The organism is Methylorubrum populi (genome assembly GCF_002355515.1).
Lineage (GTDB): Bacteria > Pseudomonadota > Alphaproteobacteria > Rhizobiales > Beijerinckiaceae > Methylobacterium > Methylobacterium populi_A.
The window spans coordinates 2,531,801-2,550,022 of the sequence record NZ_AP014809.1; the positions used below are offsets into that span (position 1 = coordinate 2,531,801).

Sequence of the window (18,222 nt, forward strand, 5' to 3'; positions counted from 1 at the left end):
CCCGTGCTCGGCAGGCAGCCAACCGCGTTTTTGTGATCGTTCGAGGGCTCCATGCTCGAAGCCAACGCCGCCGCCGGCGCTCCCGCCGACGGCCTCATCAAGGACACCACCACGGCGGGCTTCCGGCAGGACGTCATCGCCGAATCGATGAACCAGCCGGTGATCGTCGATTTCTGGGCGCCCTGGTGCAGTCCGTGCAAGCAGCTCACGCCGGTTCTCGAGAAGGTGGTGCGTGCGTCGAGCGGGCGGGTGAAGCTCGCCAAGCTCAACATCGACGAGCATCCCGGCGTCTGGCAGCAGATCGGCCAGCAGCTCGGCCTGCAATCGATCCCCGCCGTGATCGCGATCGACCGCGGCCGCCCGGTGGACGCCTTCATGGGCGCCGTGCCGGAATCCGAGGTGCGCGCCTTCGTCGACCGGCTCGCCGGCCCCTCCGAGATTGATCAGGTGCTCGAGGAGGCCGCCGCGGTCGCCTCGGCCGGCGATCTCGCCTCGGCCTCCGAGCTCTACGCCGCGGTGCTGCGCGAGGAGCCGGAGAACCTCAAGGCCATCGCGGGTCTGGCCAAGACACAGCTCGAACTCGGCGAGACCGAGAACGCTCGCCAAGTGCTCGCCATGGTGCCGCCGGCCAAGGCCGACGACCCGTTGCTCGCGGGCGTGCGCGCGGCGCTCGAACTCGCCGATCAGGCCGAGAGCCTGGGCGACCTCGCGGGCCTGCAGAAGCGAATCGAAGCCGACGGAAACGATTTCCAGGCGCGGTTCGACCTCGCCCTCGGTCTCAACGCCGCCGGCAAGCGCGACGAGGCGGTCGACCAACTCGTCGCCATCGCCCGGGCCGATCGGAACTGGAACGAGGACGCGGCGCGCAAGCAGCTGCTTCAGTTCTTCGAGGCCTGGGGGCTGATGGACCCGGCTGCGATCCGCGGACGCCGCCAACTCTCGACGCTGCTGTTCTCGTGAGGCACAGTCCCCGCGAGAGCGTCACGGCGACCGAAGCCTTCGGACGGGGTGCCCCACACCCCCTCCTTCAGCAGGAAAGCCGCGCATGAGCCCGCAGCCGAGCTGCAAGTCGCCGGCGGAGTGCCCCGCCATCATTCCGGTCTTCCCGCTGCCCGGCGCGTTGCTGCTGCCGCGGGGGCAGATGCCGCTCAACATCTTCGAGCCGCGCTACCTCGCCATGGTGGACGATGCGCTGCGCTCCGAGCGGATCATCGGCATGATTCAGCCGGACGCCGAAGGCGGCAGCTCGCCGCTCAGCCCCCGGCTCTACCGGGTCGGCTGCGCCGGACGGATCAGCCAGTTCGCCGAGACCGGCGACGGGCGCTACCTGATCTCGCTCACCGGCATCAGCCGCTTCCGGGTCGAGAGCGAGCTCGCCGTCACCACCGCCTACCGCCGCTGCCAAGTCTCCTACGACGGCTTCTCCCAGGATTTCGAGGCGCGAGCCGGCGAGGAGGCCGTCGACCGCGAGGGCGTGCTGCGGGCCCTGCGCAACTTCATCGAGGCCAACGAGCTTCAGGTCGATTGGGCCGGTATCGAGGAGGCGCCGAACGAGGCGCTCGTCAACGCGCTGTGCATGATGAGCCCGTTCGGGGTGCGCGAGAAGCAGGCGATGCTGGAAGCGCCCGATCTCAAGACGCGGGCCGAGGTGCTGATCGCCGTGACCGAGATGGAGCTGGTTCGCGCCAGCGGCGCGGAACCGACGCTGCAATGAGTTTCTGCGCCCCGCGGTCGGTTCTGCCGAGCGTGGGACAGCCTACCGAGAAGTGACAGGAAACATGGCCGACACCTCTGCCCCGCCCGTCGAAGCGACCCGAGTCGATCCCCGCCTGCTTGAACTCCTCGTCTGCCCGCTGACCAAGGAGCCGCTGGAATACGACGCCGCCCGTGAGGAGCTGATCAGCCGCTCCGCCAAGCTCGCCTACCCGATCCGCGACGGCATCCCGATCATGCTGCCGGAAGAGGCGCGTTCTCTCACGGAATGACGGCAGCGCGTCGGCGTCGTTCGGACCGTCTCGCGCATGAGAAAGGGCGCCCGGCTCTCGCCGGGCGCCCTTCTTATTCGAACTCAGAGCGGGTTTAGCGGCCCTGCTGGATCGCCGAGAGCAGCCAGGGGCCGCCGGGCTCGCGCACGAAGGTCCAGAACTCCTTGGCCTCCTGCGGGCCGTTCTCGACATGGCGGTTGGTGGCGCGCTCGAACACTTCGTCACGCAGCGAGAAGCGCATGGCGACGGTGGCGAACTCGACCGGACCCTCGCGCCAAGCCTCGGACAAGTCGCCCTGAAGCAGCTTCACGTCCGAGATCCGGTTGACCACGCCGCGGGCGGCGTTGGCGCGCAGATCCTCCTCGAAGTAGCCGACCATCTCCGGCGTCGCGAGACGGCGAAGGGCGGCGACATCCTCGCGGCCATAGGCGCCCTGGATCTCTTGGAGCGAGCGCTCGAAGGCCTGGAAGTCGTCCGGCTGGACCTGCACCGGCTGCAGCCGTGCGCCGCCGCTGGAGCTGCCACCCATCGGGTTCATGCCCGCGTTCACGCCACCCTGGAGGCCGCCCTGCGGCGGCAGACCGGAGCGGGCATGGGGCGCATTGCCGGCCATGGCGGGCTGGTTGCCCTCCTGGCGGCGGCGGAAGAAGCGCACGACGAACATCACCAAGAGCGCGATCAGGCCGATCTGGAAGATCAGGCCGATGAATGAGCCGATGCCGCCAAGGCCGCCGGACAGGCCGGCGCCGAGCAGGGCACCGATCAGGCCCGCGCCGAGCATGCCGCCGAGGAAGCCTCCGCCGAAGCGCGAGCCGCGGTTCTGCGCCGCCATGCCGGGATTGTTGAAGCCGGGGCTCGGGCTCGTCTGGGAGCGCTGGATCGGGCTCATCGCGCCCGGCGAAGTCGCGGTGGAGGGCGGCGCGCTGAAGGTCTTCGAGCCGCGCGAGCCCATGCCGCTGCCGCCGCCCGGCCGTGCATCGACGGCGGGCGCCGCCAGGGCGAGCGAAGCCGCGAGCGCGAGCAGGGTCACGACGCGCCGGCGGGGCGCGGGGGAGGAAGCCATCGAAAAAACCTCGGTCACCAAAAGGAGCGGAATGCTCCTTCTTTAGATGGGGACGTTCGGCGCGGGTTTTTAGTCCCGCTCAAGCTCGACTTTTTTGACGATGCGGCGGATTTTTTCGTCCGTTCGCGTCGCCGGCGGCCCTGCGGACCCCAAAACGCTCAGCGCGCGGCGGGGAAGACGAGCCGCACGGTCGCGCCCTCGCCGGGCCGGCTCTCGATCGAGATCGTGCCGTTCTGGCGTTTCATCAAGCCGTGGACGATGGCGAGCCCCGCGCCCCGTCCGGATTCGCGGGTCGTGGCGAAGGGGGCGAGGGCCCGGGACAGCATCTCGGGCGACAGCCCGTGCCCGCTATCCGACACCGTGAGACCGACGGCTCCGGCCTCGGGGCGCTGCAGCGAGCGGTCGCCGGGCTCGATCGCGAACAGCGCCACGCGGACGCAGCCCCGCCCGGCCATCGCCTCGCAGGCATTGGCGAGGATGTGGCCGAGCGCCAGTTCGAGCTGGATCGGGTTGCACAGGGCCGGCGGCAGATCGTCGGGAATCGTCAGATCGAGATCGATGCCCGGCGGCAGGCTCGGGCGGAGCCGGTCGATACCCGCCCGCACCGCCGCGCCGAGATCGACGGGCCGCAGGTCGGGGGCGATCCGCCGGGAATGGGCGAGGAGCTGGCGGGTCAGAATGGCGGCCCGTTCGGAGGCCTCGGTGGAGCGCGTGATCGCCCTCTGGATGAAGGGCTCGGGCCGGTCGCCGAGACGCCGCTTCAGCCCGTCGATGTAGCCGATCAGGATCTGCAGGAAGTTGTTGAACTCGTGCGCGACGCTGTTGGTCAGGAGACCGAGCGCCTCGCGCTGCCGCGACAGGGCGAGGGCGTCCTCCGCGTCCCGCCGGCGCGTCACGTCGATGATCTGACCGAGGAAGCGGGGGGCGTCGCCGGCGCCGGGCAGGACGGCGAGATGGATCTCGCCCCAGAACGAGGCGCCGCCGCCGCGGGCGAACAGCAGTTCGAAGCGTCCCGCTTCGCCGCGGGCCAGCGCCTCGCGCACGGGCCCCCAGCCGGCGTGATCGCCGTGACGGCAGGCGAGCGCTTCGATCGCCTGCCCGACGAGCTCGGTCTCGCCGAGCCCCGTCAGCACCAGCAGGGCGGAGTTGACGGATCTGATCACCGGACCGGCCGCTCCCTGCTCCAGAACGAGTGCGGGCAAGGGCAGCATCGCGAGAGGCATCGCGAGCGTGAGATGATCGGGCTCCGCCGCAGGATCCGGCGTGGTGGAGGGGGCGGCCTCGGCGGTCATCGTGGGACGCCGCCGCCACGGAAGGGAGATCCGGCCGGGACCGGACGCGCCGGGTCAGCGGGCGACCGGGCGGGCGGGCGGATCGGATCGGTGTCGGAGTTCGGCGGAAGCATGACCTTCAACGCCCGAACCCCGATCCGGATCAGCGGTTGGCCGTGGTGGCGGGCGAGGCGTCGTTGTTGAGGCTGACCCAGGCCTTGCCGTCCTGCCCCTCGCGCTTGACGAAGCTGTAGCCGGTGCGCTGCCAGGGCAGCACGGCGTTGGTCTTGTTGTCGAGGATCAGGTCGCCCCGGTCGGTGCGCACCATCAGCACCGCGTGACCCTCGCCGATCTCGTCGATCACCACCGTCATGCGCAGCGCCCGGCGGGGCAGGCGCCGCTCCACCAGCATGCGGCGCTTGAGGAGCTGGATGTCCTCGCAGTCGCCGAAGCCGTCATCGGGGAAGTCCCACCGGTCGACGACGCCCCAATGGGCCATGTCGGTGATCGGCTTGATCCGGGCGTTGACCCGGCGATTCACGGTGGTGAGCGTGTGCCAGATCGCGGGCGTCAGGGTGACGAGGGCCGGCTCTCCGGGATCGACCGTGCATTCGGCCGGGTAGCGGGCGCAGAAATCGTTCCAGGCGGCGACGGGCCGGGCCGGGGCACCGGGATCGGCGACGGTGCCGGCCTCGGGCAGGCCGGCGGCGCTGCGCGCCTGGCTCGGCTGGATCGGCGCCGCGGCACCGCCGAGCAGCAGGGTCGCGCCGACGAGGGACAGATGGGCGACCCGGCCGAGGCGCCGTCTCACGTCCGCGCTGGGGAACGCCGATCCACTGCCGACGCCCCGAAGCACCGCGTACCGCATGGCCGACCGTCCCGCAGCCCCTTGTTTCCCGGCGAAGCTTGCACGGGCCGGCGCCCGGCTCAATACGAAAGTGAAGGAAGGATGAAGGCGGATTGCCGCTTCTCCGTGCCGGGCCGAGACAACCTCGCCCGGGCTGGCAATCCGGCCACACCGGCTGCCCGTTCTTACGCGCTCTCCGTCGGCCGTGCGGGATCGATCCGCGAAGCGGGCCGCGCTCAGCGGTTCGCCGTGGTGACGGGCGAGCTGGCTCCGCCCAGCGAAACCCATGCCAGGGCGTCCTGCCCCTCGCGCTTGATGAACACGTAGCCGGTCTGGGCCCAGGTCAGCACCGCGTTGGTCTTGTTGTCGAGGATGTAGTCGCCACGGTCGGTGATGAGGGTGAGAACGGCGTGGCCCTCGCCCTTCTCGTCGATCACCACGGTCATCCGCATCGCCCGGCGCGGCAGGCCCGCCGCGGCCAGCATCTTGCGCTTCAGGAGCTGGAAGTCCTCGCAATCACCCCGTCCGTCCTCGGCGAGATCCCAGCGGTCGGGCCGGCCCCAATGCTCCTGATCGGTGACGGGGTCGATCGACCGGTTCACCCGACGGTTGATCGAGACGATCGTCGACCAGATCGCCGGGGTCAGCGCGATCCGGGCGGGCTCGGCCCGATCGAAGGCGCATTCCGCCGGATAGGACTGGCAGAACTCGGTCCAGGCCAGGATCGGCCGGGCCTCGGCTCCCGCGGTCAGCCCCGCGCCCGGTGCGGGCAGCGCGGCCATCTGGGATGCGCTCTGGGCAGCCGTCTGAGCCCGGGCGCTTGCGCCGAGAAGGCTGACGCAGACGGTCAGCATCAGAAGCCCGATCTGGAGCCCCGTCTTGAGATGACCCGTTCCGGTGGTGCGCATCGCGGCGTTTCCTTCGAACGAGGCCAGGATGTCGCCGCACCCCCTCCGCCGCGCTGAAGCCGATCCGCGCAATTTTATCGATTCGCCCCGGCAACGATCCGCCCCTGCGCGAGGGCGAATTGCGGCTCACGGATCTGCGCCGAATTGAGGAGAAAACGTTAGGCGCCGGGTAACCTTGAGGCGCGCCGGGGTGCCGTCCTCAGAGGCTTGCGGGAATCGCTGCGCGAGGCCGGAACGACGGCGGTGGGAAGCCGGGGATCGTCGGTGGGCTTACGGAGCCAAGTCCGCCCGCGCGGTTCCGCCTTCGTGGACGGATCGAATGGAGGGCCGAACAGCGACGTCGGGCCGGCCGGTACGGCGAAGGCCGTGTCCGGTCCCCGACCGGACTTGCCGGGGCCGTGTCCGGTCCCCGACCGGACTTGCCGCATCAGAGGGCGAAATCGGTCCGACCGATGACGCGGCCGCGGATCGCAGCACGAGCGCAGTCTGTTGCGCGCCCCGAACCGCAACGCGCGCGCACCGAGGTCAGAGCGTGATGCCCTCGTGAAAGCGGTCGGGGGAGATCGGCAGCATGAACTGGGCGCCGATGCCGCCCTCGAAGTAGCGCACCACCCGCCCGGGGGTGGAGCCGACCATGATGTGCGTGCCGATCGGCGGAGCGGAGGCGGTCGCCAGCGCCACGCCGGACATCGAGATGTCGATGATCCGGGCCGCAATGAACCGGCCGCTCTCCAGGCGCAGGGTCACGCCGGGCTGGTTTGGCACGAGCCGCTCGTTGGTCCGGCCCTCCGGCAGGCCGAGGCTCTCACGGTTGGCAAGCCACATCAGCTGGGAGGCGATCTTGTCACGCTTGCGCGGTGTCGCGTTGATCCGCATCGCGAAGCCCCGCGGCGGATGGCGTACGATCACCCCTTCCAGCCGGCCGATTTGTTCGAGATACAGCACCACGCGCTCGCCGAGCGCCCCGATCACGGCGCAGGTCAGGCGGATGCCGCCCGGGGACATATCCACGGTCTGGCAGGGATATTCCCGCCGGTCGGCCAGCATGTAGCGGCCGAGCAGAGTCGCGCGCACCCGCTGGTGCCGCCGCTGTTCGGCGGCGAAATCCGGCAGAGAGGTGGCCGTCCCGGCTCGGGAAAGCTCGGTCATGTCAGCTCGGCAGTCTCGATGTCGCAATCGAATCACTAGCCGCGCCACGGTTACAAAAGGCTTGCTTGCACCCCGAAGGTGAACTGCCGACCGTCACGAAAGCGGGATCAGGTCCCGGCCACCGGACGATCCGGCCCGGCGGTCGGACGGTCCCGGAGAAGGAGGCCCGAAATCCGACCGCGAAGAATCAGGCGTTGCCGCGCCCGCCTTCGTGAACCAGCAGGTGGCCGAACCGGACGGGGCGGGCATCGTTGGCCGGCTCGGGCAGCGCGTCCACGAAGGTCCGCATCGCCGCCGGCTCGGGCACGAGCGTCTCGAGCACCCGCAGGGAGACGGTTTCGAGGCGCAGGATCGGCCGGGTGCCGAGCCACGGCGGAATGCAATGTGGGCTCAAGGAGCCGAGAATGCGCGCCTGCGTCTTTCCCCGGTGGCGCAGCGGCAAGAGCAGCAATTCGAGGTCGAGGGTCTCGTCCCGGACGGTGGCGCCGGTCAGTCCCGCGACGACGCCCACCGTATCGCAGGCGACGGTCTCGATGAGTTGCCAGGGGTCGGTGAAGGGGAGCGCCCGGTCGGCCCACAGGTCGACGAAGGCGGTGCCCCGTAATTCGCGCCCGAACAGGGCGCACAGGCGGGTTCCGGCGAGGCGCACCGCGCTCGTGCGTCGCGCCGGATCGGTTTCCAGGATGAAGCTGTCGGCGAGCAGGTTACGGATCTCTCCGGGCTCGATCTCGCCCCGCTCCGGCGCGGCCCGCTCTCCGCGCAGCCGGTCCCAGTAGGCGTGAAGCTGACGGCTTGTCGGATGCTTCATGGTGTTCCGTATCGGTACGGCCCGGGTCCGGATGGGCCCTGTCTTTGATCGGTCCGGCACGAAAAGCGTCCTCACGCGCCGTTCGTGGAGATCGTCCGCACACCCTATGCCGTCCCGTTCGGTGGCGCTCGCGCAACCCATTCTTAACCTTAACGGCCGGTGGACGAACTCGCCCGCAATTGAGCGATCCCGCGGCGGCCCGGCGCCGATTGGCCCTTGCGGCGCCGCGCATCCCCCCGCCATGGTGCAGCATGGATGCCTCCCCCGATCTGCCGCGCCAGGGCCGCGTGCCCGTCTTCAACCTGCCGGGAATCGTCACCGCCTCGATCGCGGTGCTAGCCGCGATCCACGTCGTCCGCAGCGTCGTGCCGGACGAGACCGACCTGTCGGTGCTGCTCGACCTCGCCTTCATACCGGCCCGATGGACCGCCGCCTTCGATCCCAACTCCGCGGCCGACATCATCCGGGCGGCGGGGGAGGGCGCGACCGGACCCGAAATGGCCTCGGCACGGCAGGAATTCGCCCGCTACCTCGTCGCCGACCCGTCGGCGATGCCCTGGACCGGCGTGACCTACGCCCTGCTGCACGGCTCCTGGGTGCATCTGATCTTCAACGCGGTGTGGCTCGCCGTCTTCGGCACCCCGGTCGCGCGCCGCTACGGCGCCCTGCGCTACGGGCTGCTGGCGCTCGCGGGAATCGTGGCGGGCGCCCTCGTCCACCTCCTCGTCGACCCCTACAGCCTGATGCCGCTCGTCGGCGCCTCGGCCGGCATCTCGGCCCTGATGGCGGCGGCGGCCCGCTTCGTGTTCCAGCCTCCGCCGCCCTTCGCGGCAGGGGCGCCCTGGCAGCTGCCGCCGCGGCCGCGGCTTCAGACCATTCCCGAATTGCTGCGCAACCGGCCGGCGGTTCTGTTCCTTGCGGTCTGGTTCGTCACCAACCTGCTGTTCGGCGTCCTCGCCCTGCCGCTCGGAGGCAGCGAGGGGCCGATCGCCTGGGACGCGCATCTCGGCGGCTTCGCCGCGGGCTTCTTCCTGCTGCCGCTGATGGAGCGGGGCAGCGCCGGGCGGCGCGGGTAGAACCGCCCGAGGCGCCCCCGCTGCGGGCCCGTGCAACCGTTAAGCCGGGCCGGTCGACGGCCTCGTCTCGGTCGCTTGCCGGGTCGGCCGAAGCAGCCTGTGTCATTGCTGCCACGTGGCGTTTTCTTTGAAATGAAGGCGGCAATAAACGCCGCCACTCGTCCGTCGGTTATGTGAACGAGCGCGGATTAAGAAAATTTTGCAGATGATCGCCTCGTTCCTGATGGAGAGTGGAACCCGGTGAAACATCGAGCAGCCGTCATCGCCCGTCTCGGGCTTGCCCTATCCGCCGCGTGGGGCCTCGGCGGTACAGCCGCCCATGCCGCCTCCGCTGCGCAGCCCGGCCAGACCATCGGTGTGCCGTTCGGAGCGCCGTTCCCCAAGGGCTTCTACGCCGTCAATCTGTCGAGCTTCGGCGTGCGCGACACCGCGCCGCTCGATTCCGAGAGCAACGTCAACCTGCCGACCCTGCTCTGGGCGACCCCCTTCTCCGTCCTTGGGGGACAGGTGCAGTTCGTGTTCGTGGCACCCATCGCCGCCTCCAGCGTGCGCGGCGCGCCCTATAACAGCGGCTGGGGCCAGCCCCTGCTCGCGGGCCAGCTCGCCTGGGATCTCGGCGACGGCGTCGGTGTGAGCTACCTTCTCGGCGGCTACCTTCCCTGGGAGACCCGGTTCCTCACCCAGTCGGCCTCGCTGAGCCACCGTTTCGCGATCACCTACGCCGCCAACGACTGGGCGATCACCGCCAACCTGCTCTACGGCCACATGCTGGAAACGCGCTCGCCCAACGGCGTGCTCTATCCCGACTACCTCAACCTCGACGTCACCCTGACGAAGAAGTTCGGCAAGTGGCAGGTCGGCCCGGTGGCCTTCGGCTCGACCGACCTCAAGACCAACGTGGTCGGATATCGGCAGCAGGGCCAGATCGCGGTGGGTGGTCTCGTCGGCTACAATTTCGGCTTCATGAACGTGCAGGGCTACGTCACCCGCGACGTCGCCGAGCGCAATTACGGCGGCAAGGAAACCCGCGGCTGGCTGCGCATCGTCGTGCCGTTCCTCCAGGATAAGGGCGAGGCTCAGCCGAACCGCACCCTGATCACCCGCCGTCAGGCCGAGGGCCGCTGAGCGACGTCTCGCGACGACGGACAGATCTCTCGAAGCCGCTCGAAGCCGATTCCGATGGCGCCGTCGTCGGGATCGGCTTTTCCGTTATGACCTGCGAGCACAGGTCGTCGTGGCCGGCGCACCCGCAACGTCTCGGCCCCGACCCGGCCGATTCCTTCGCGCTGGCCGACCCGGACCTCTGCCGCGATCGAGCGCCGATCGCCTTTGCCCGTCCGGCCGCCTCCGCAGGGCGCAAGTGAAAGAGCAGTCAGGGCCTTCCGCCAATCCTTGTAGGTGGAAATTGAACTTTTCTTCCGTTTTCGTTCTTTCATGAACGATCGTGCGGCGTCGAACGCTTGCCAGAGCGGCCGGAGCACCACACACTCGTCTCCGAGAGCCGGGGTTAACCCGGCCGCATCCGTCCGCACCGTGGGCTGACGGTGCCGTCATCCAGGGAGGAGACTTCATGACCGTTGCGCGTATCCTGGCAGAGAAGGGCGGCTCGGTGGTCACGGTGCCGGCTGATCGCACCATCGACGAGGCGATCCATCTCTTGGCCGAGAAGCGGATCGGTGCCCTCGTCGTCGGCGATGCCGGAGGTCGCGTGATCGGCATCCTGTCCGAGCGCGACGTGATGCGGGCACTGGCCAGCGAAGGGGCCTCCGCCCTCGACCGGCCTGTGGCGCACTACATGACCGAGAAGGTCGTGACCTGCACCCGGCGCGCCAGCATCGAGGATGTGATGGAGACGATGACCGAGGGCCGTTTCCGCCACCTGCCGGTGGTGGAGGACGGGCGCCTCGTCGGCGTCGTCTCGATCGGCGACGTGGTGAAGCAACGCATCGCCACCGTCGAGGCCGAGCATCGGGCGATGCGCGACTACATCACGATGGCCTGACCCGGCTCCGGCTCGGGTCTCGAATCCGTGGCGGCGGCTCAACTGCGCGCCGCCGCACCCTCGATCATGCGCCGGATCTCCGGCAGCGCCGCCCGCACCGCCTGACGGCCGAGAGCGATCCCGTCGGCGGCGCGATGGAATTCGAACTGACCGAACTCGGCGAGCAGCGGCCGGATCGCGACATCCGGCGGTTCGCTGGCGAGCCGCGCCCGTGAGATCCGGTCCTGGGTGATGTTGAAGGCGTCGAGCATGACGCGGGCGACGCCCGGGCTCGGCCGGCCGGCGGCCTGCGCCGGTGCCGGATGGCCGCGGCGGCCCAGGAAGCGCTGACCCATCAGGCGTCGGCTCGCTCCGCTCAAGAGGCCCCAGCGGCCGCGGCGGCGCACGGTGGCCTCCAGCGTCTGCTCGATCGCCCGCTCGACTGGCTCGTCGGCCTCGCCGAGCATCGCGGCGTCCCGCTCCGGCCGGATCACGCGCGCGGGCGCGCGCGTCTCGCAGGCGAGGTTCACGCAGATCACGAGGTCGGCCCCGAGTTCGCGGGCGAGACGCACCGGCACGGGGTTGACCAGCGTCCCGTCCATCAGAAGGCGCCCGTCGAGGGCGACCGGCGGGAAGATGCCGGGGATGGCGTAGGAGGCCCGCACCGCCTCGACCAGAGGACCCCGGGACAGCCAGACCTCGTGGCCCGTGCCGAGTTCGGTCGCGACGCTGGCGAAGGCGAGGCGCAGATCCTCGATGCGGAAGCCCTCGAGCTCGCGGGCGAGGCGACGGCGCAGGCGCTCGCCGGCGATCAGGCCCGACCCGGTGATGCGCGGATCGAGCATGCCGACCACCCGCCGCCGGGTGAGCGAGAGCGCGAAATCCTTGAGAGCGTCGATGCGGCCGGCGGCGTAGGCCCCGCCGACAACGGCGCCGATGGAGCAGCCGGCGACCACCTCGGGGAAGATGCCGGCTTCCTCCAGCCCCTCGATCACGCCGATATGCGACCAGCCCCGGGCGGAGCCGCCGCCCAGGGCGAGGCCGATGCGGGGAGCGCGAAAGCGGGGCACCACCGGTTCCACCACCCCTTCCGGGAAACGGGGCGGGAGGGAACGGGACGCCTCGAACATCATCGGTCCGGATTGGCGGGAACGAGGGCGACGGCACCGGTCGCGGGATCGCGTTCGACCGCGCGGTAGAAGCAGGAGCGGCGGCCGGTATGGCAGCAGCCCCCGTCGCCGCCGACCTCGACCCGGATCAGGAGCGCGTCCTGATCGCAATCGACCCGCATCTCCACGATCCGCTGGATCTGCCCGGAGGTCGCGCCCTTGTGCCAGAGTTCGCCGCGCGAGCGCGACCAGTACCACGCCTCGCCGGTCTCAAGGGTGCGGGCCAGCGCCTCGGCGTTCATGTGGGCGAGCATCAGCACGCGCCCGTCCCGCGCATCGACGGCGATGCAGGCCAGGAGCCCGTCGGGGCCGAAGCGCGGCGTCAGCCGCGCGCCTTCCTCGACCTCGGCGCGGGAGCCGGGGGAAGCGAACCGCTCGGTCATCGCGAAGACAATCCGCCCGACTCAGCCCTTCGGGTTCCGCACGAAGGTCAGGAAGCGAACCTGCTCGTTCGGATCGCTCTTGTAGACGCCGCGGAACTGGGTGGTGATGGTGGAGACGCCGGCCTTCTGCACGCCGCGCATCGCCATGCAGAGATGCTCGGCCTCGACCATCACGGCGCAGCCGCGGGGCTGGAGGATGCTCTCGATCGTGTCGGCGATCTGCGCCGTCATCGTCTCCTGCGTTTGCAGGCGGCGGGCGAAGGCATCGACCACGCGGGCGAGCTTTGAAAGGCCGACCACGCCCTTGGTGGGGTAGTAGGCGATGTGGGCGAGCCCCATGAACGGCACCATGTGGTGCTCGCAGTGGGAATAGAACGGGATGTCGCGCACCAGCACCGCGTCCGAGTAGCCCTCGACCTCCTCGAACACCCGTTCCAGCAGGGCATCGGCATCCATGCGGTAGCCGCCGAAGATCTGCTCGTAGGCCTTCACCACGCGGGCGGGCGTCTCGATCAGCCCCTCGCGGGTCGGGTCGTCGCCGGCCCAGCGCAGCAGCGTGCGCACGGCGGCCTCCGCTTCCTGACGGCTCGGGCGGCCGAGCGCCACCTCGTTCGGCACCCGCTGGGCCGATTCGGGCAGGGGTGCAATGTCTGGGGCCATGTCGGAAGCGGTGTCGGGCCGGCCCGGATCGTTGGCGCCGCGCATCCCTTGCAGGCCGACGGCGCTCATGCGTCGCTCGTCGTCGCTCATGCCGTAGGACAGGGATTTGAGAGCGGCATCCATGGCATCTCCGGCCTTCGCCACACGCGCCTTCATGGTCGTGCTGTCGGGCTTGGCGTACATCGTCGATCCGTCCCGGCGTCTTAAACGTTTAAGTGCCGACGCCCTCGAACGATCCGAATCCTGGGCCAGGGCGTGACCGGGGTCGACGGTGCCATTCTCGCGGAATGACTGTGTCGCGCCTATATCGTCGCAATCGCGCCGTCGCGCAATGCGTGGCATGCGTATCTGGCTCAACGATTCCTTGCAGCTCTCCCGAACGGGCGCCCGCGAAAGGCGTGTCAGCGATGATCGACGACATCTACAACCGCCGCATCCTGGAACTGGCCGCCGACATTCCCCGCCTCGGCCGGCTGGAGGCGCCGGACGCCACCGCCACGGCCCATTCCAAGCTGTGCGGCTCGACCGTCACCGTTGATCTGAAGCTCGATCCGGACGGCGCCACGGTCGCCGACTTCGCTCACGACGTGAAGGCGTGCGCGCTTGGCCAAGCCTCCTCCTCGCTGCTGGCCCGCCACGTTGTCGGCGCGACGGCCGAGGAGCTGCGAGCCGTCCGCGCCCGGATGCGGGCGATGCTGAAGGAGAACGGCCCGGCCCCGGACGGAAAATGGGCCGACCTCGCCGTGCTGGAGCCGGTGCGCGATTTCCGCGCCCGCCATGCCTCGACGCTCCTGACCTTCGACGCGGTGGTGGACGCCCTCGATCAGATCGCCGCGCGCAAGGGCGCCGGCGCGCCCGAGGCGGCCTGAGCCTCGTTATGATCCGCCAGGTCGCGCACGGGGCGATCCGCGCCTACCAGCTCACTTTGTCCGGGCTGGTCGGACGCCAGTGCCGACACTGGCCCTCCTGCTCGACCTACACCGACGAGGCGATCCAGCGGCACGGTCTCTGGGCCGGCGGCTGGATCGGGTTCGCCCGCATCTGCCGCTGCGGCCCATTCGGCACCCACGGCATCGACCTCGTGCCCGAGCATCTGCCGGCAGGTGCCGCCTGGCACCGGCCCTGGTCCTACGGCCGCTGGCGCGGCGTCGAGGCGCCGCCGCCGCTGGTCTGCGAGGCGGTGGAGGAGGGGAAGTAGCCAGACCCTCCCCCTCTGCGGGAGAGGGCAGGGACCTGCGCGCATGAAAAAGCCCCGGCCTTTCGGCCGGGGCTCTCTTGTTTCAGGTCCTTGCGCCGTCGCTTAGCGGCGGTCGCCCAGCAGCTGCATCAGGAACTGGAACATGTTGATGAAGTCCAGGTACAGCGTCAGCGCGCCGTTGACGGACATCTTGGCCGCCCCCTCGGCATCGACGCCGCTGTAGAGGTACATCTCCTTGAGCTTCTGCGTGTCGTACGCGGTCAGGCCGGCGAAGATGAGCACGCCGATCACCGAGATCGCGAACTGCAGCGCGGACGAAGCCAGGAAGAGGTTCACCAGCGAGGCGATGATCAGGCCGATCAGGCCCATGATCAGGAACGAGCCCATGCCCGACAGGCTGCGCTTGGTGGTGTAGCCGTAGAGGCTCAGGCCACCGAAGGTTGCCGCCGTGATGAAGAACACCCGCACCACGCTGGCGCCCGTGAAGACGAGCAGCAGGGTGGACATCGAGGCGCCCATCACCGCCGCGAAGGCCCAGAACATCGTGCGCGCGGAGGTGGCCGACATGCGGTCCATCCGGAACGAGAACACGAAGATGAAGGCGAGCGGCGCCAGCATCAGCACCCACTTGAAGGGGCTGGTGTACAGGAACTGCCCGAACGGGGTCAGCGCGACGCGGCCGGCGCCGGTCTGCGCCACGGCCGCCATGTTGAGGGCCAGAGCCACGAGACCGGAGATCCCGAGACCGACGACCATGTTGTTGTAGACGCCCAGCATGAAGCTGCGCAGGCCCTGGTCGACTTCGACCTGAGAGCCGGCGTACCCCTGCGGCTGGGCGCCGTAGCGGAACGGGCTGTTGTCGAATGCCATGAAAGTTTCCCTTGGAAGCTCTCGGCGTGGAGTTTGTCGAGGTCCACACGCAACCCCTGGCGCGTCGAGCGCGCCTCGTGCCCGAATATGTTCGCTGGAACAGTCACAAACAAGTGGGACTCGGCCGAATGGCCGCGTTTTCAAGCCTTACAGAGGCGTGAGATTTTTATGATTCTTTGCGGATTAAACCTGCTCTTCGAACGTGATTAAGCATCTTCAAAACTGCCGCAGGTAAGGCGCCGGCTTCTGCCCGAGGATGCGCCATGTCCCCGCGAGCCCGGCCCCGATCGCGAAGATAACGGCGAACGCGGCCACCGCCAGCGCCCCGGCGGGATCGGGCGCGAAATCGAGGCGCATGACGCGGGAGACGATGACCCAGCCCGCGGCCGAACCGGCCAGGATGCCGAAGAAGGCGGTGGCGAGCCCGAGTGCGCCGTATTCGAGGGCGTAGGTCGAGAGCAGCCGCATCCGCGTGGCGCCGAGCACCTTCAGCACCACCGCGTCGTAGAGCCGGGCGCGGTGGCCGGCGGCGAGCGCCCCGGCGAGCACCAGCAGGCTCGCGAGCACGGCGACGACGCTGGCACCGCGGATCGCCAGGACCAGCTTGTGCACGAGGTCGTTGACCGCCTCCAGCGCATCCTTCACCCGCACGCTCGTCACCGAGGGGAAAGCCTTCGCCGCGTCGCGCACCACTTCCGCCTCGAGCTTGGAATCCGGGCCGTCGGGCAGGGTCAGGGTCGCGAGGTCGGCATGCGGCGCCCCGCGGAATGTGCCGGGGGAGAACACCATCACGAAGTTGATGCCGAGCGAGCGCCACTCGATCTTGCGCAGATTGGCGACCCGGGCAGTGATCGAGCGGCCGAGCACGTTCACGGTGACGGTGCTGCCGACCTTGAGGCCCAGCGAACGCGCCAGCTCGACATCGAAGGAGACGAGCGGCGTCCGGCCCTCCTCCTCGTTCCACCACGCACCCTCGACGATGGTCGAGCCGTCGGGCGGAGCGCCGGCGTAGGTGATGCCCCGGTCGCCGTCGAGCACCCAGGCGGCGTCCTCCGGCGGCTTGATCTGCCCGGCCGGCACGCCGTTCAGCGCGGTGATCCGTCCGCGCATCATCGGGACGCGCTCGATCTTCGCGTTCGGCGCGTGGGCGCCGAGGAAGGCGGAGAAGGCCTCCGCATCGCGCGAGGGCACGTCGAGGAAGAAAAGGCTCGGGGCGCGGCCGGGCAGCGAGCTTTCGAGCGCGCGGGTGATGTTGCTGTCGATGGCGCTCAACGTCACCAGCAGGGTCGTCCCGAGGCCGAGCGAGAGCACCACCGCCGGGGTCAGCGCGCCTGGGCGGTGGAGGTTGGCCAGGGCCAGGCGCGGCACCATGCCCTTCGGCCGCGGCAGTCGGGCGGCCAGGACCATCAGCCCCGCGGCGACGAGGCGCAGGGTGCCGAAGGCCAGCGCCGCCGCCGCCATGAAGATCAGCGCGACCTTGCGGTCGAAGGCGGTGAACAGGGCAAAGCCCGCGAGCGCTAGCAGGGCGAGGGCGAGCACCGCGAGGTAGCGCCAGCGCGGCCGGCGCGCCGCCGGATCGACGGCATCACGAAACAGCCCGGCGACGGAGATGTCGTGGGCGCGGCCGAGCGGCAGGATCGCGAAGGCGAGCGCGGTCAGGAGGCCGTAGGCGCCCGCCAGCGCGAGGCGGGCCGGAGCGATCTCGGGGTTGAGCGGCAGGGGAAGCTGGTCGCGCAGCGCGATGTCGAGCGCGAACGGCAGGGCGGCACCGACGACGAGGCCCAGCGCGGTGCTGACACAAGCGATCAGCATCACCTGGATCAGGTAGAGCCCGACGACCTGCGAGCCCGGCGCGCCGACGCTCTTGAGGGTGGCGATGGAGGCCTGCTTGCCGTCGACGAACGCGCGCACGGCATTGGCCACCCCGACCCCGCCAACGATGAGCGCGGTGAGGCCGACGAGCGTCAGGAACTGCGTGAAGCGCTCGATGCCCTTGGCGAAGCGCGGATCGGCGTTGTCGCGCGAGCGCATCTCGAAGCCGGCTTCCGGCAGGGCCTTCTGCACCGCCGCGTTGACGGCGCTCAAGCGGGCATCGTCGGCCTGCGGCAGCTGCAGGCGGTAGGTGAAGCGGTTGAGGCTGCCGGGCTGGATCAGGCCGGTGGCGCGCAGGGCGCTCAGCGAGACGAGCAGGCGCGGACCGAAGCCGATGCCCGAGCCGATCCGGTCGGGTTCGGAGACGAGGGCGGCGCGGATCTCGATCGGGAAGCCCCCGAGCGTCACCCGGTCGCCGACCTTGAGCCCGAGCCGGGTCAGCAGCGCCGGATCGGCCACGGCACCGTAGAGGCCGTTCCGCTCGGCGATGAGCGTCTGAACCGGCGCCGGCGGATCTGTCTCGGCTATGCCGACCGCCGGATAGCTCGGATCGACCGCCTTCAGCTCGACCAGGGCGGCGCTGCCGTCACCGGCCACAGCCATGGCCCGCAGGCTCGCCACCTCTGAGACCGGCGCCTGCCCGTCGAGCACGGCGCGCTCGGCCGGCGTCGCCTCCCGGTTGATCAGGCTGTAGGTGATGTCGCCGCCCAGAATGCGCCGTCCCTCGCGCCCGAGCCCGCCGGAAAGCGAGGCGGCGATCGAGGTGACGCCGCTGATCGCCGCGACGCCGAGGGCGATGCAGGCGATGAACACGCGGAAGCCGGACAGTCCCCCGCGCAGCTCGCGCAGCGCCAGCCGCAGGGTGAGCGGCAGGCGGGAGGGCGGGGCCGGCTTCGAGGAATCCGGCTGGGACAGCGTGCCGTGCATGGAGGCTCGTGCGTTTCGTCGCCGGTCGGGCCGGCCGGGCCAATCTGGGCATCGA

General features: G+C 70.0%; 20 protein-coding genes. 8 read left to right on the plus strand and 12 right to left on the minus strand.

The features are described 5' to 3' along the window. Positions 1–51 precede the first annotated feature (51 nt). The 3 genes from MPPM_RS11655 (at position 52) to MPPM_RS11665 (ending at position 1,985) form a co-directional block, all read left to right on the plus strand. Positions 52–960 (plus strand): thioredoxin family protein, encoded by a 909-nt coding sequence (locus MPPM_RS11655; RefSeq protein ID WP_096485202.1) that lies wholly within the window; start codon positions 52–54, stop codon positions 958–960. Between the two features lie 85 nt (positions 961–1,045). After that, a complete protein-coding gene (locus MPPM_RS11660) occupies positions 1,046–1,714 on the plus strand; it encodes an LON peptidase substrate-binding domain-containing protein (protein ID WP_096485203.1) in 669 nt (222 codons plus the stop codon). Positions 1,715–1,778: 64 nt separating this feature from the next. Continuing rightward, positions 1,779–1,985 (plus strand): Trm112 family protein, encoded by a 207-nt coding sequence (locus MPPM_RS11665; protein WP_096485204.1) that lies wholly within the window; start codon positions 1,779–1,781, stop codon positions 1,983–1,985. 94 nt (positions 1,986–2,079) lie between these two features. On the opposite strand, the gene MPPM_RS11670 is transcribed toward MPPM_RS11665, so the two are convergent. The 6 genes from MPPM_RS11670 to MPPM_RS11695 form a co-directional block, all read right to left on the minus strand. After that, positions 2,080–3,048 carry a Tim44 domain-containing protein gene (locus tag MPPM_RS11670; protein ID WP_096487815.1) on the minus strand — a complete coding sequence of 323 codons (969 nt, stop codon included), beginning with the start codon at positions 3,046–3,048 and terminating at the stop codon, positions 2,080–2,082. A gap of 158 nt (positions 3,049–3,206) precedes the next feature. After that, entirely contained in the window at positions 3,207–4,340 is a 1,134-nt protein-coding gene (locus tag MPPM_RS11675; protein ID WP_096485205.1) for an ATP-binding protein, read from the minus strand. A gap of 142 nt (positions 4,341–4,482) precedes the next feature. After that, complete coding sequence (locus MPPM_RS11680) at positions 4,483–5,187, minus strand: transglutaminase-like cysteine peptidase (protein ID WP_096485206.1); 705 nt, start codon at positions 5,185–5,187, stop codon at positions 4,483–4,485. A gap of 215 nt (positions 5,188–5,402) precedes the next feature. Further along, positions 5,403–6,074, minus strand: coding sequence for a transglutaminase-like cysteine peptidase (locus MPPM_RS11685; RefSeq protein ID WP_096485207.1), 672 nt, complete (start codon positions 6,072–6,074; stop codon positions 5,403–5,405). 525 nt (positions 6,075–6,599) lie between these two features. Beyond that, a complete protein-coding gene (locus MPPM_RS11690; protein ID WP_096485208.1) occupies positions 6,600–7,223 on the minus strand; it encodes a PilZ domain-containing protein in 624 nt (207 codons plus the stop codon). A 187-nt stretch (positions 7,224–7,410) separates the two neighbouring features. After that, positions 7,411–8,031 (minus strand): PAS domain-containing protein, encoded by a 621-nt coding sequence (locus tag MPPM_RS11695; RefSeq protein ID WP_096485209.1) that lies wholly within the window; start codon positions 8,029–8,031, stop codon positions 7,411–7,413. 251 nt (positions 8,032–8,282) lie between these two features. Between MPPM_RS11695 and MPPM_RS11700 the strand changes: the two genes are divergently transcribed. Both MPPM_RS11700 and MPPM_RS11705 read left to right on the plus strand, forming a co-directional pair. After that, on the plus strand, positions 8,283–9,107 hold the full coding sequence (locus tag MPPM_RS11700; protein ID WP_096485210.1) for a rhomboid family intramembrane serine protease: 825 nt from the start codon (positions 8,283–8,285) through the stop codon (positions 9,105–9,107). Between the two features lie 240 nt (positions 9,108–9,347). Next, on the plus strand, positions 9,348–10,232 hold the full coding sequence (locus tag MPPM_RS11705; RefSeq protein WP_096485211.1) for a transporter: 885 nt from the start codon (positions 9,348–9,350) through the stop codon (positions 10,230–10,232). Here MPPM_RS11705 and MPPM_RS27975 read toward each other — a convergent pair. Next, the gene (locus MPPM_RS27975) at positions 10,214–10,588 is read right to left on the minus strand and encodes a hypothetical protein (RefSeq protein ID WP_157914170.1); all 375 of its coding nucleotides are present in this window, start codon (positions 10,586–10,588) and stop codon (positions 10,214–10,216) included. The genes MPPM_RS11705 and MPPM_RS27975 overlap by 19 nt on opposite strands. 89 nt (positions 10,589–10,677) lie before the next feature. On the opposite strand from MPPM_RS27975, the gene MPPM_RS11710 reads away from it, so the two are divergent. Next, positions 10,678–11,109 carry a CBS domain-containing protein gene (locus MPPM_RS11710; RefSeq protein ID WP_096485212.1) on the plus strand — a complete coding sequence of 144 codons (432 nt, stop codon included), beginning with the start codon at positions 10,678–10,680 and terminating at the stop codon, positions 11,107–11,109. Between the two features lie 38 nt (positions 11,110–11,147). On the opposite strand, the gene MPPM_RS11715 is transcribed toward MPPM_RS11710, so the two are convergent. Genes MPPM_RS11715 through folE form a run of 3 tightly spaced genes read right to left on the minus strand, consistent with a single transcriptional unit; the run spans position 11,148 to position 13,423 of the window. Beyond that, positions 11,148–12,221: a patatin-like phospholipase family protein gene (locus tag MPPM_RS11715; RefSeq protein ID WP_096485213.1), complete on the minus strand. Its 1,074-nt coding sequence runs from the start codon at positions 12,219–12,221 to the stop codon at positions 11,148–11,150. Next, complete coding sequence (gene hisI / locus MPPM_RS11720; protein WP_096485214.1) at positions 12,218–12,640, minus strand: phosphoribosyl-AMP cyclohydrolase; 423 nt, start codon at positions 12,638–12,640, stop codon at positions 12,218–12,220. Before hisI ends, MPPM_RS11715 begins: the two co-directional genes overlap by 4 nt. 21 nt (positions 12,641–12,661) lie before the next feature. After that, entirely contained in the window at positions 12,662–13,423 is a 762-nt protein-coding gene (folE, locus tag MPPM_RS11725) for a GTP cyclohydrolase I FolE (RefSeq protein WP_506992359.1), read from the minus strand. A 284-nt stretch (positions 13,424–13,707) separates the two neighbouring features. On the opposite strand from folE, the gene MPPM_RS11730 reads away from it, so the two are divergent. Together MPPM_RS11730 and yidD are read left to right on the plus strand one after the other, a co-directional pair. Continuing rightward, positions 13,708–14,169, plus strand: a complete 462-nt coding sequence (locus tag MPPM_RS11730; protein WP_096485216.1) for an iron-sulfur cluster assembly scaffold protein — start codon at positions 13,708–13,710, stop codon at positions 14,167–14,169. A gap of 8 nt (positions 14,170–14,177) precedes the next feature. Continuing rightward, entirely contained in the window at positions 14,178–14,498 is a 321-nt protein-coding gene (yidD, locus tag MPPM_RS11735; protein ID WP_096485217.1) for a membrane protein insertion efficiency factor YidD, read from the plus strand. 102 nt (positions 14,499–14,600) lie between these two features. On the opposite strand, the gene MPPM_RS11740 is transcribed toward yidD, so the two are convergent. Together MPPM_RS11740 and MPPM_RS11745 are read right to left on the minus strand one after the other, a co-directional pair. Then, a complete protein-coding gene (locus tag MPPM_RS11740) occupies positions 14,601–15,368 on the minus strand; it encodes a Bax inhibitor-1/YccA family protein (RefSeq protein WP_096485218.1) in 768 nt (255 codons plus the stop codon). Between the two features lie 216 nt (positions 15,369–15,584). Next, positions 15,585–18,167 carry an ABC transporter permease gene (locus tag MPPM_RS11745; protein WP_096485219.1) on the minus strand — a complete coding sequence of 861 codons (2,583 nt, stop codon included), beginning with the start codon at positions 18,165–18,167 and terminating at the stop codon, positions 15,585–15,587. Between the last annotated feature and the right edge of the window lie 55 nt (positions 18,168–18,222).

What these genes read in the sequence shown, in the direction of transcription:
- hisI (WP_096485214.1), bottom strand. Translation starts at nt 12,640, where the DNA reads ATGACCGAGCGGTTCGCTTCCCCCGGCTCCCGCGCCGAGGTCGAGGAA.
- MPPM_RS11690 (WP_096485208.1), bottom strand. Translation starts at nt 7,223, where the DNA reads ATGACCGAGCTTTCCCGAGCCGGGACGGCCACCTCTCTGCCGGATTTC.
- MPPM_RS11680 (WP_096485206.1), bottom strand. Translation starts at nt 5,187, where the DNA reads ATGCGGTACGCGGTGCTTCGGGGCGTCGGCAGTGGATCGGCGTTCCCC.
- MPPM_RS11700 (WP_096485210.1), top strand. Translation starts at nt 8,283, where the DNA reads ATGGATGCCTCCCCCGATCTGCCGCGCCAGGGCCGCGTGCCCGTCTTC.
- MPPM_RS11665 (WP_096485204.1), top strand. Translation starts at nt 1,779, where the DNA reads ATGGCCGACACCTCTGCCCCGCCCGTCGAAGCGACCCGAGTCGATCCC.
- MPPM_RS11740 (WP_096485218.1), bottom strand. Translation starts at nt 15,368, where the DNA reads ATGGCATTCGACAACAGCCCGTTCCGCTACGGCGCCCAGCCGCAGGGG.
- MPPM_RS11715 (WP_096485213.1), bottom strand. Translation starts at nt 12,221, where the DNA reads ATGATGTTCGAGGCGTCCCGTTCCCTCCCGCCCCGTTTCCCGGAAGGG.
- MPPM_RS11655 (WP_096485202.1), top strand. Translation starts at nt 52, where the DNA reads ATGCTCGAAGCCAACGCCGCCGCCGGCGCTCCCGCCGACGGCCTCATC.
- folE (WP_506992359.1), bottom strand. Translation starts at nt 13,423, where the DNA reads ATGGATGCCGCTCTCAAATCCCTGTCCTACGGCATGAGCGACGACGAG.
- MPPM_RS11710 (WP_096485212.1), top strand. Translation starts at nt 10,678, where the DNA reads ATGACCGTTGCGCGTATCCTGGCAGAGAAGGGCGGCTCGGTGGTCACG.
- MPPM_RS11685 (WP_096485207.1), bottom strand. Translation starts at nt 6,074, where the DNA reads ATGCGCACCACCGGAACGGGTCATCTCAAGACGGGGCTCCAGATCGGG.
- MPPM_RS11670 (WP_096487815.1), bottom strand. Translation starts at nt 3,048, where the DNA reads ATGGCTTCCTCCCCCGCGCCCCGCCGGCGCGTCGTGACCCTGCTCGCG.
- yidD (WP_096485217.1), top strand. Translation starts at nt 14,178, where the DNA reads ATGATCCGCCAGGTCGCGCACGGGGCGATCCGCGCCTACCAGCTCACT.
- MPPM_RS11745 (WP_096485219.1), bottom strand. Translation starts at nt 18,167, where the DNA reads ATGCACGGCACGCTGTCCCAGCCGGATTCCTCGAAGCCGGCCCCGCCC.
- MPPM_RS11675 (WP_096485205.1), bottom strand. Translation starts at nt 4,340, where the DNA reads ATGACCGCCGAGGCCGCCCCCTCCACCACGCCGGATCCTGCGGCGGAG.
- MPPM_RS11660 (WP_096485203.1), top strand. Translation starts at nt 1,046, where the DNA reads ATGAGCCCGCAGCCGAGCTGCAAGTCGCCGGCGGAGTGCCCCGCCATC.
- MPPM_RS11695 (WP_096485209.1), bottom strand. Translation starts at nt 8,031, where the DNA reads ATGAAGCATCCGACAAGCCGTCAGCTTCACGCCTACTGGGACCGGCTG.
- MPPM_RS11730 (WP_096485216.1), top strand. Translation starts at nt 13,708, where the DNA reads ATGATCGACGACATCTACAACCGCCGCATCCTGGAACTGGCCGCCGAC.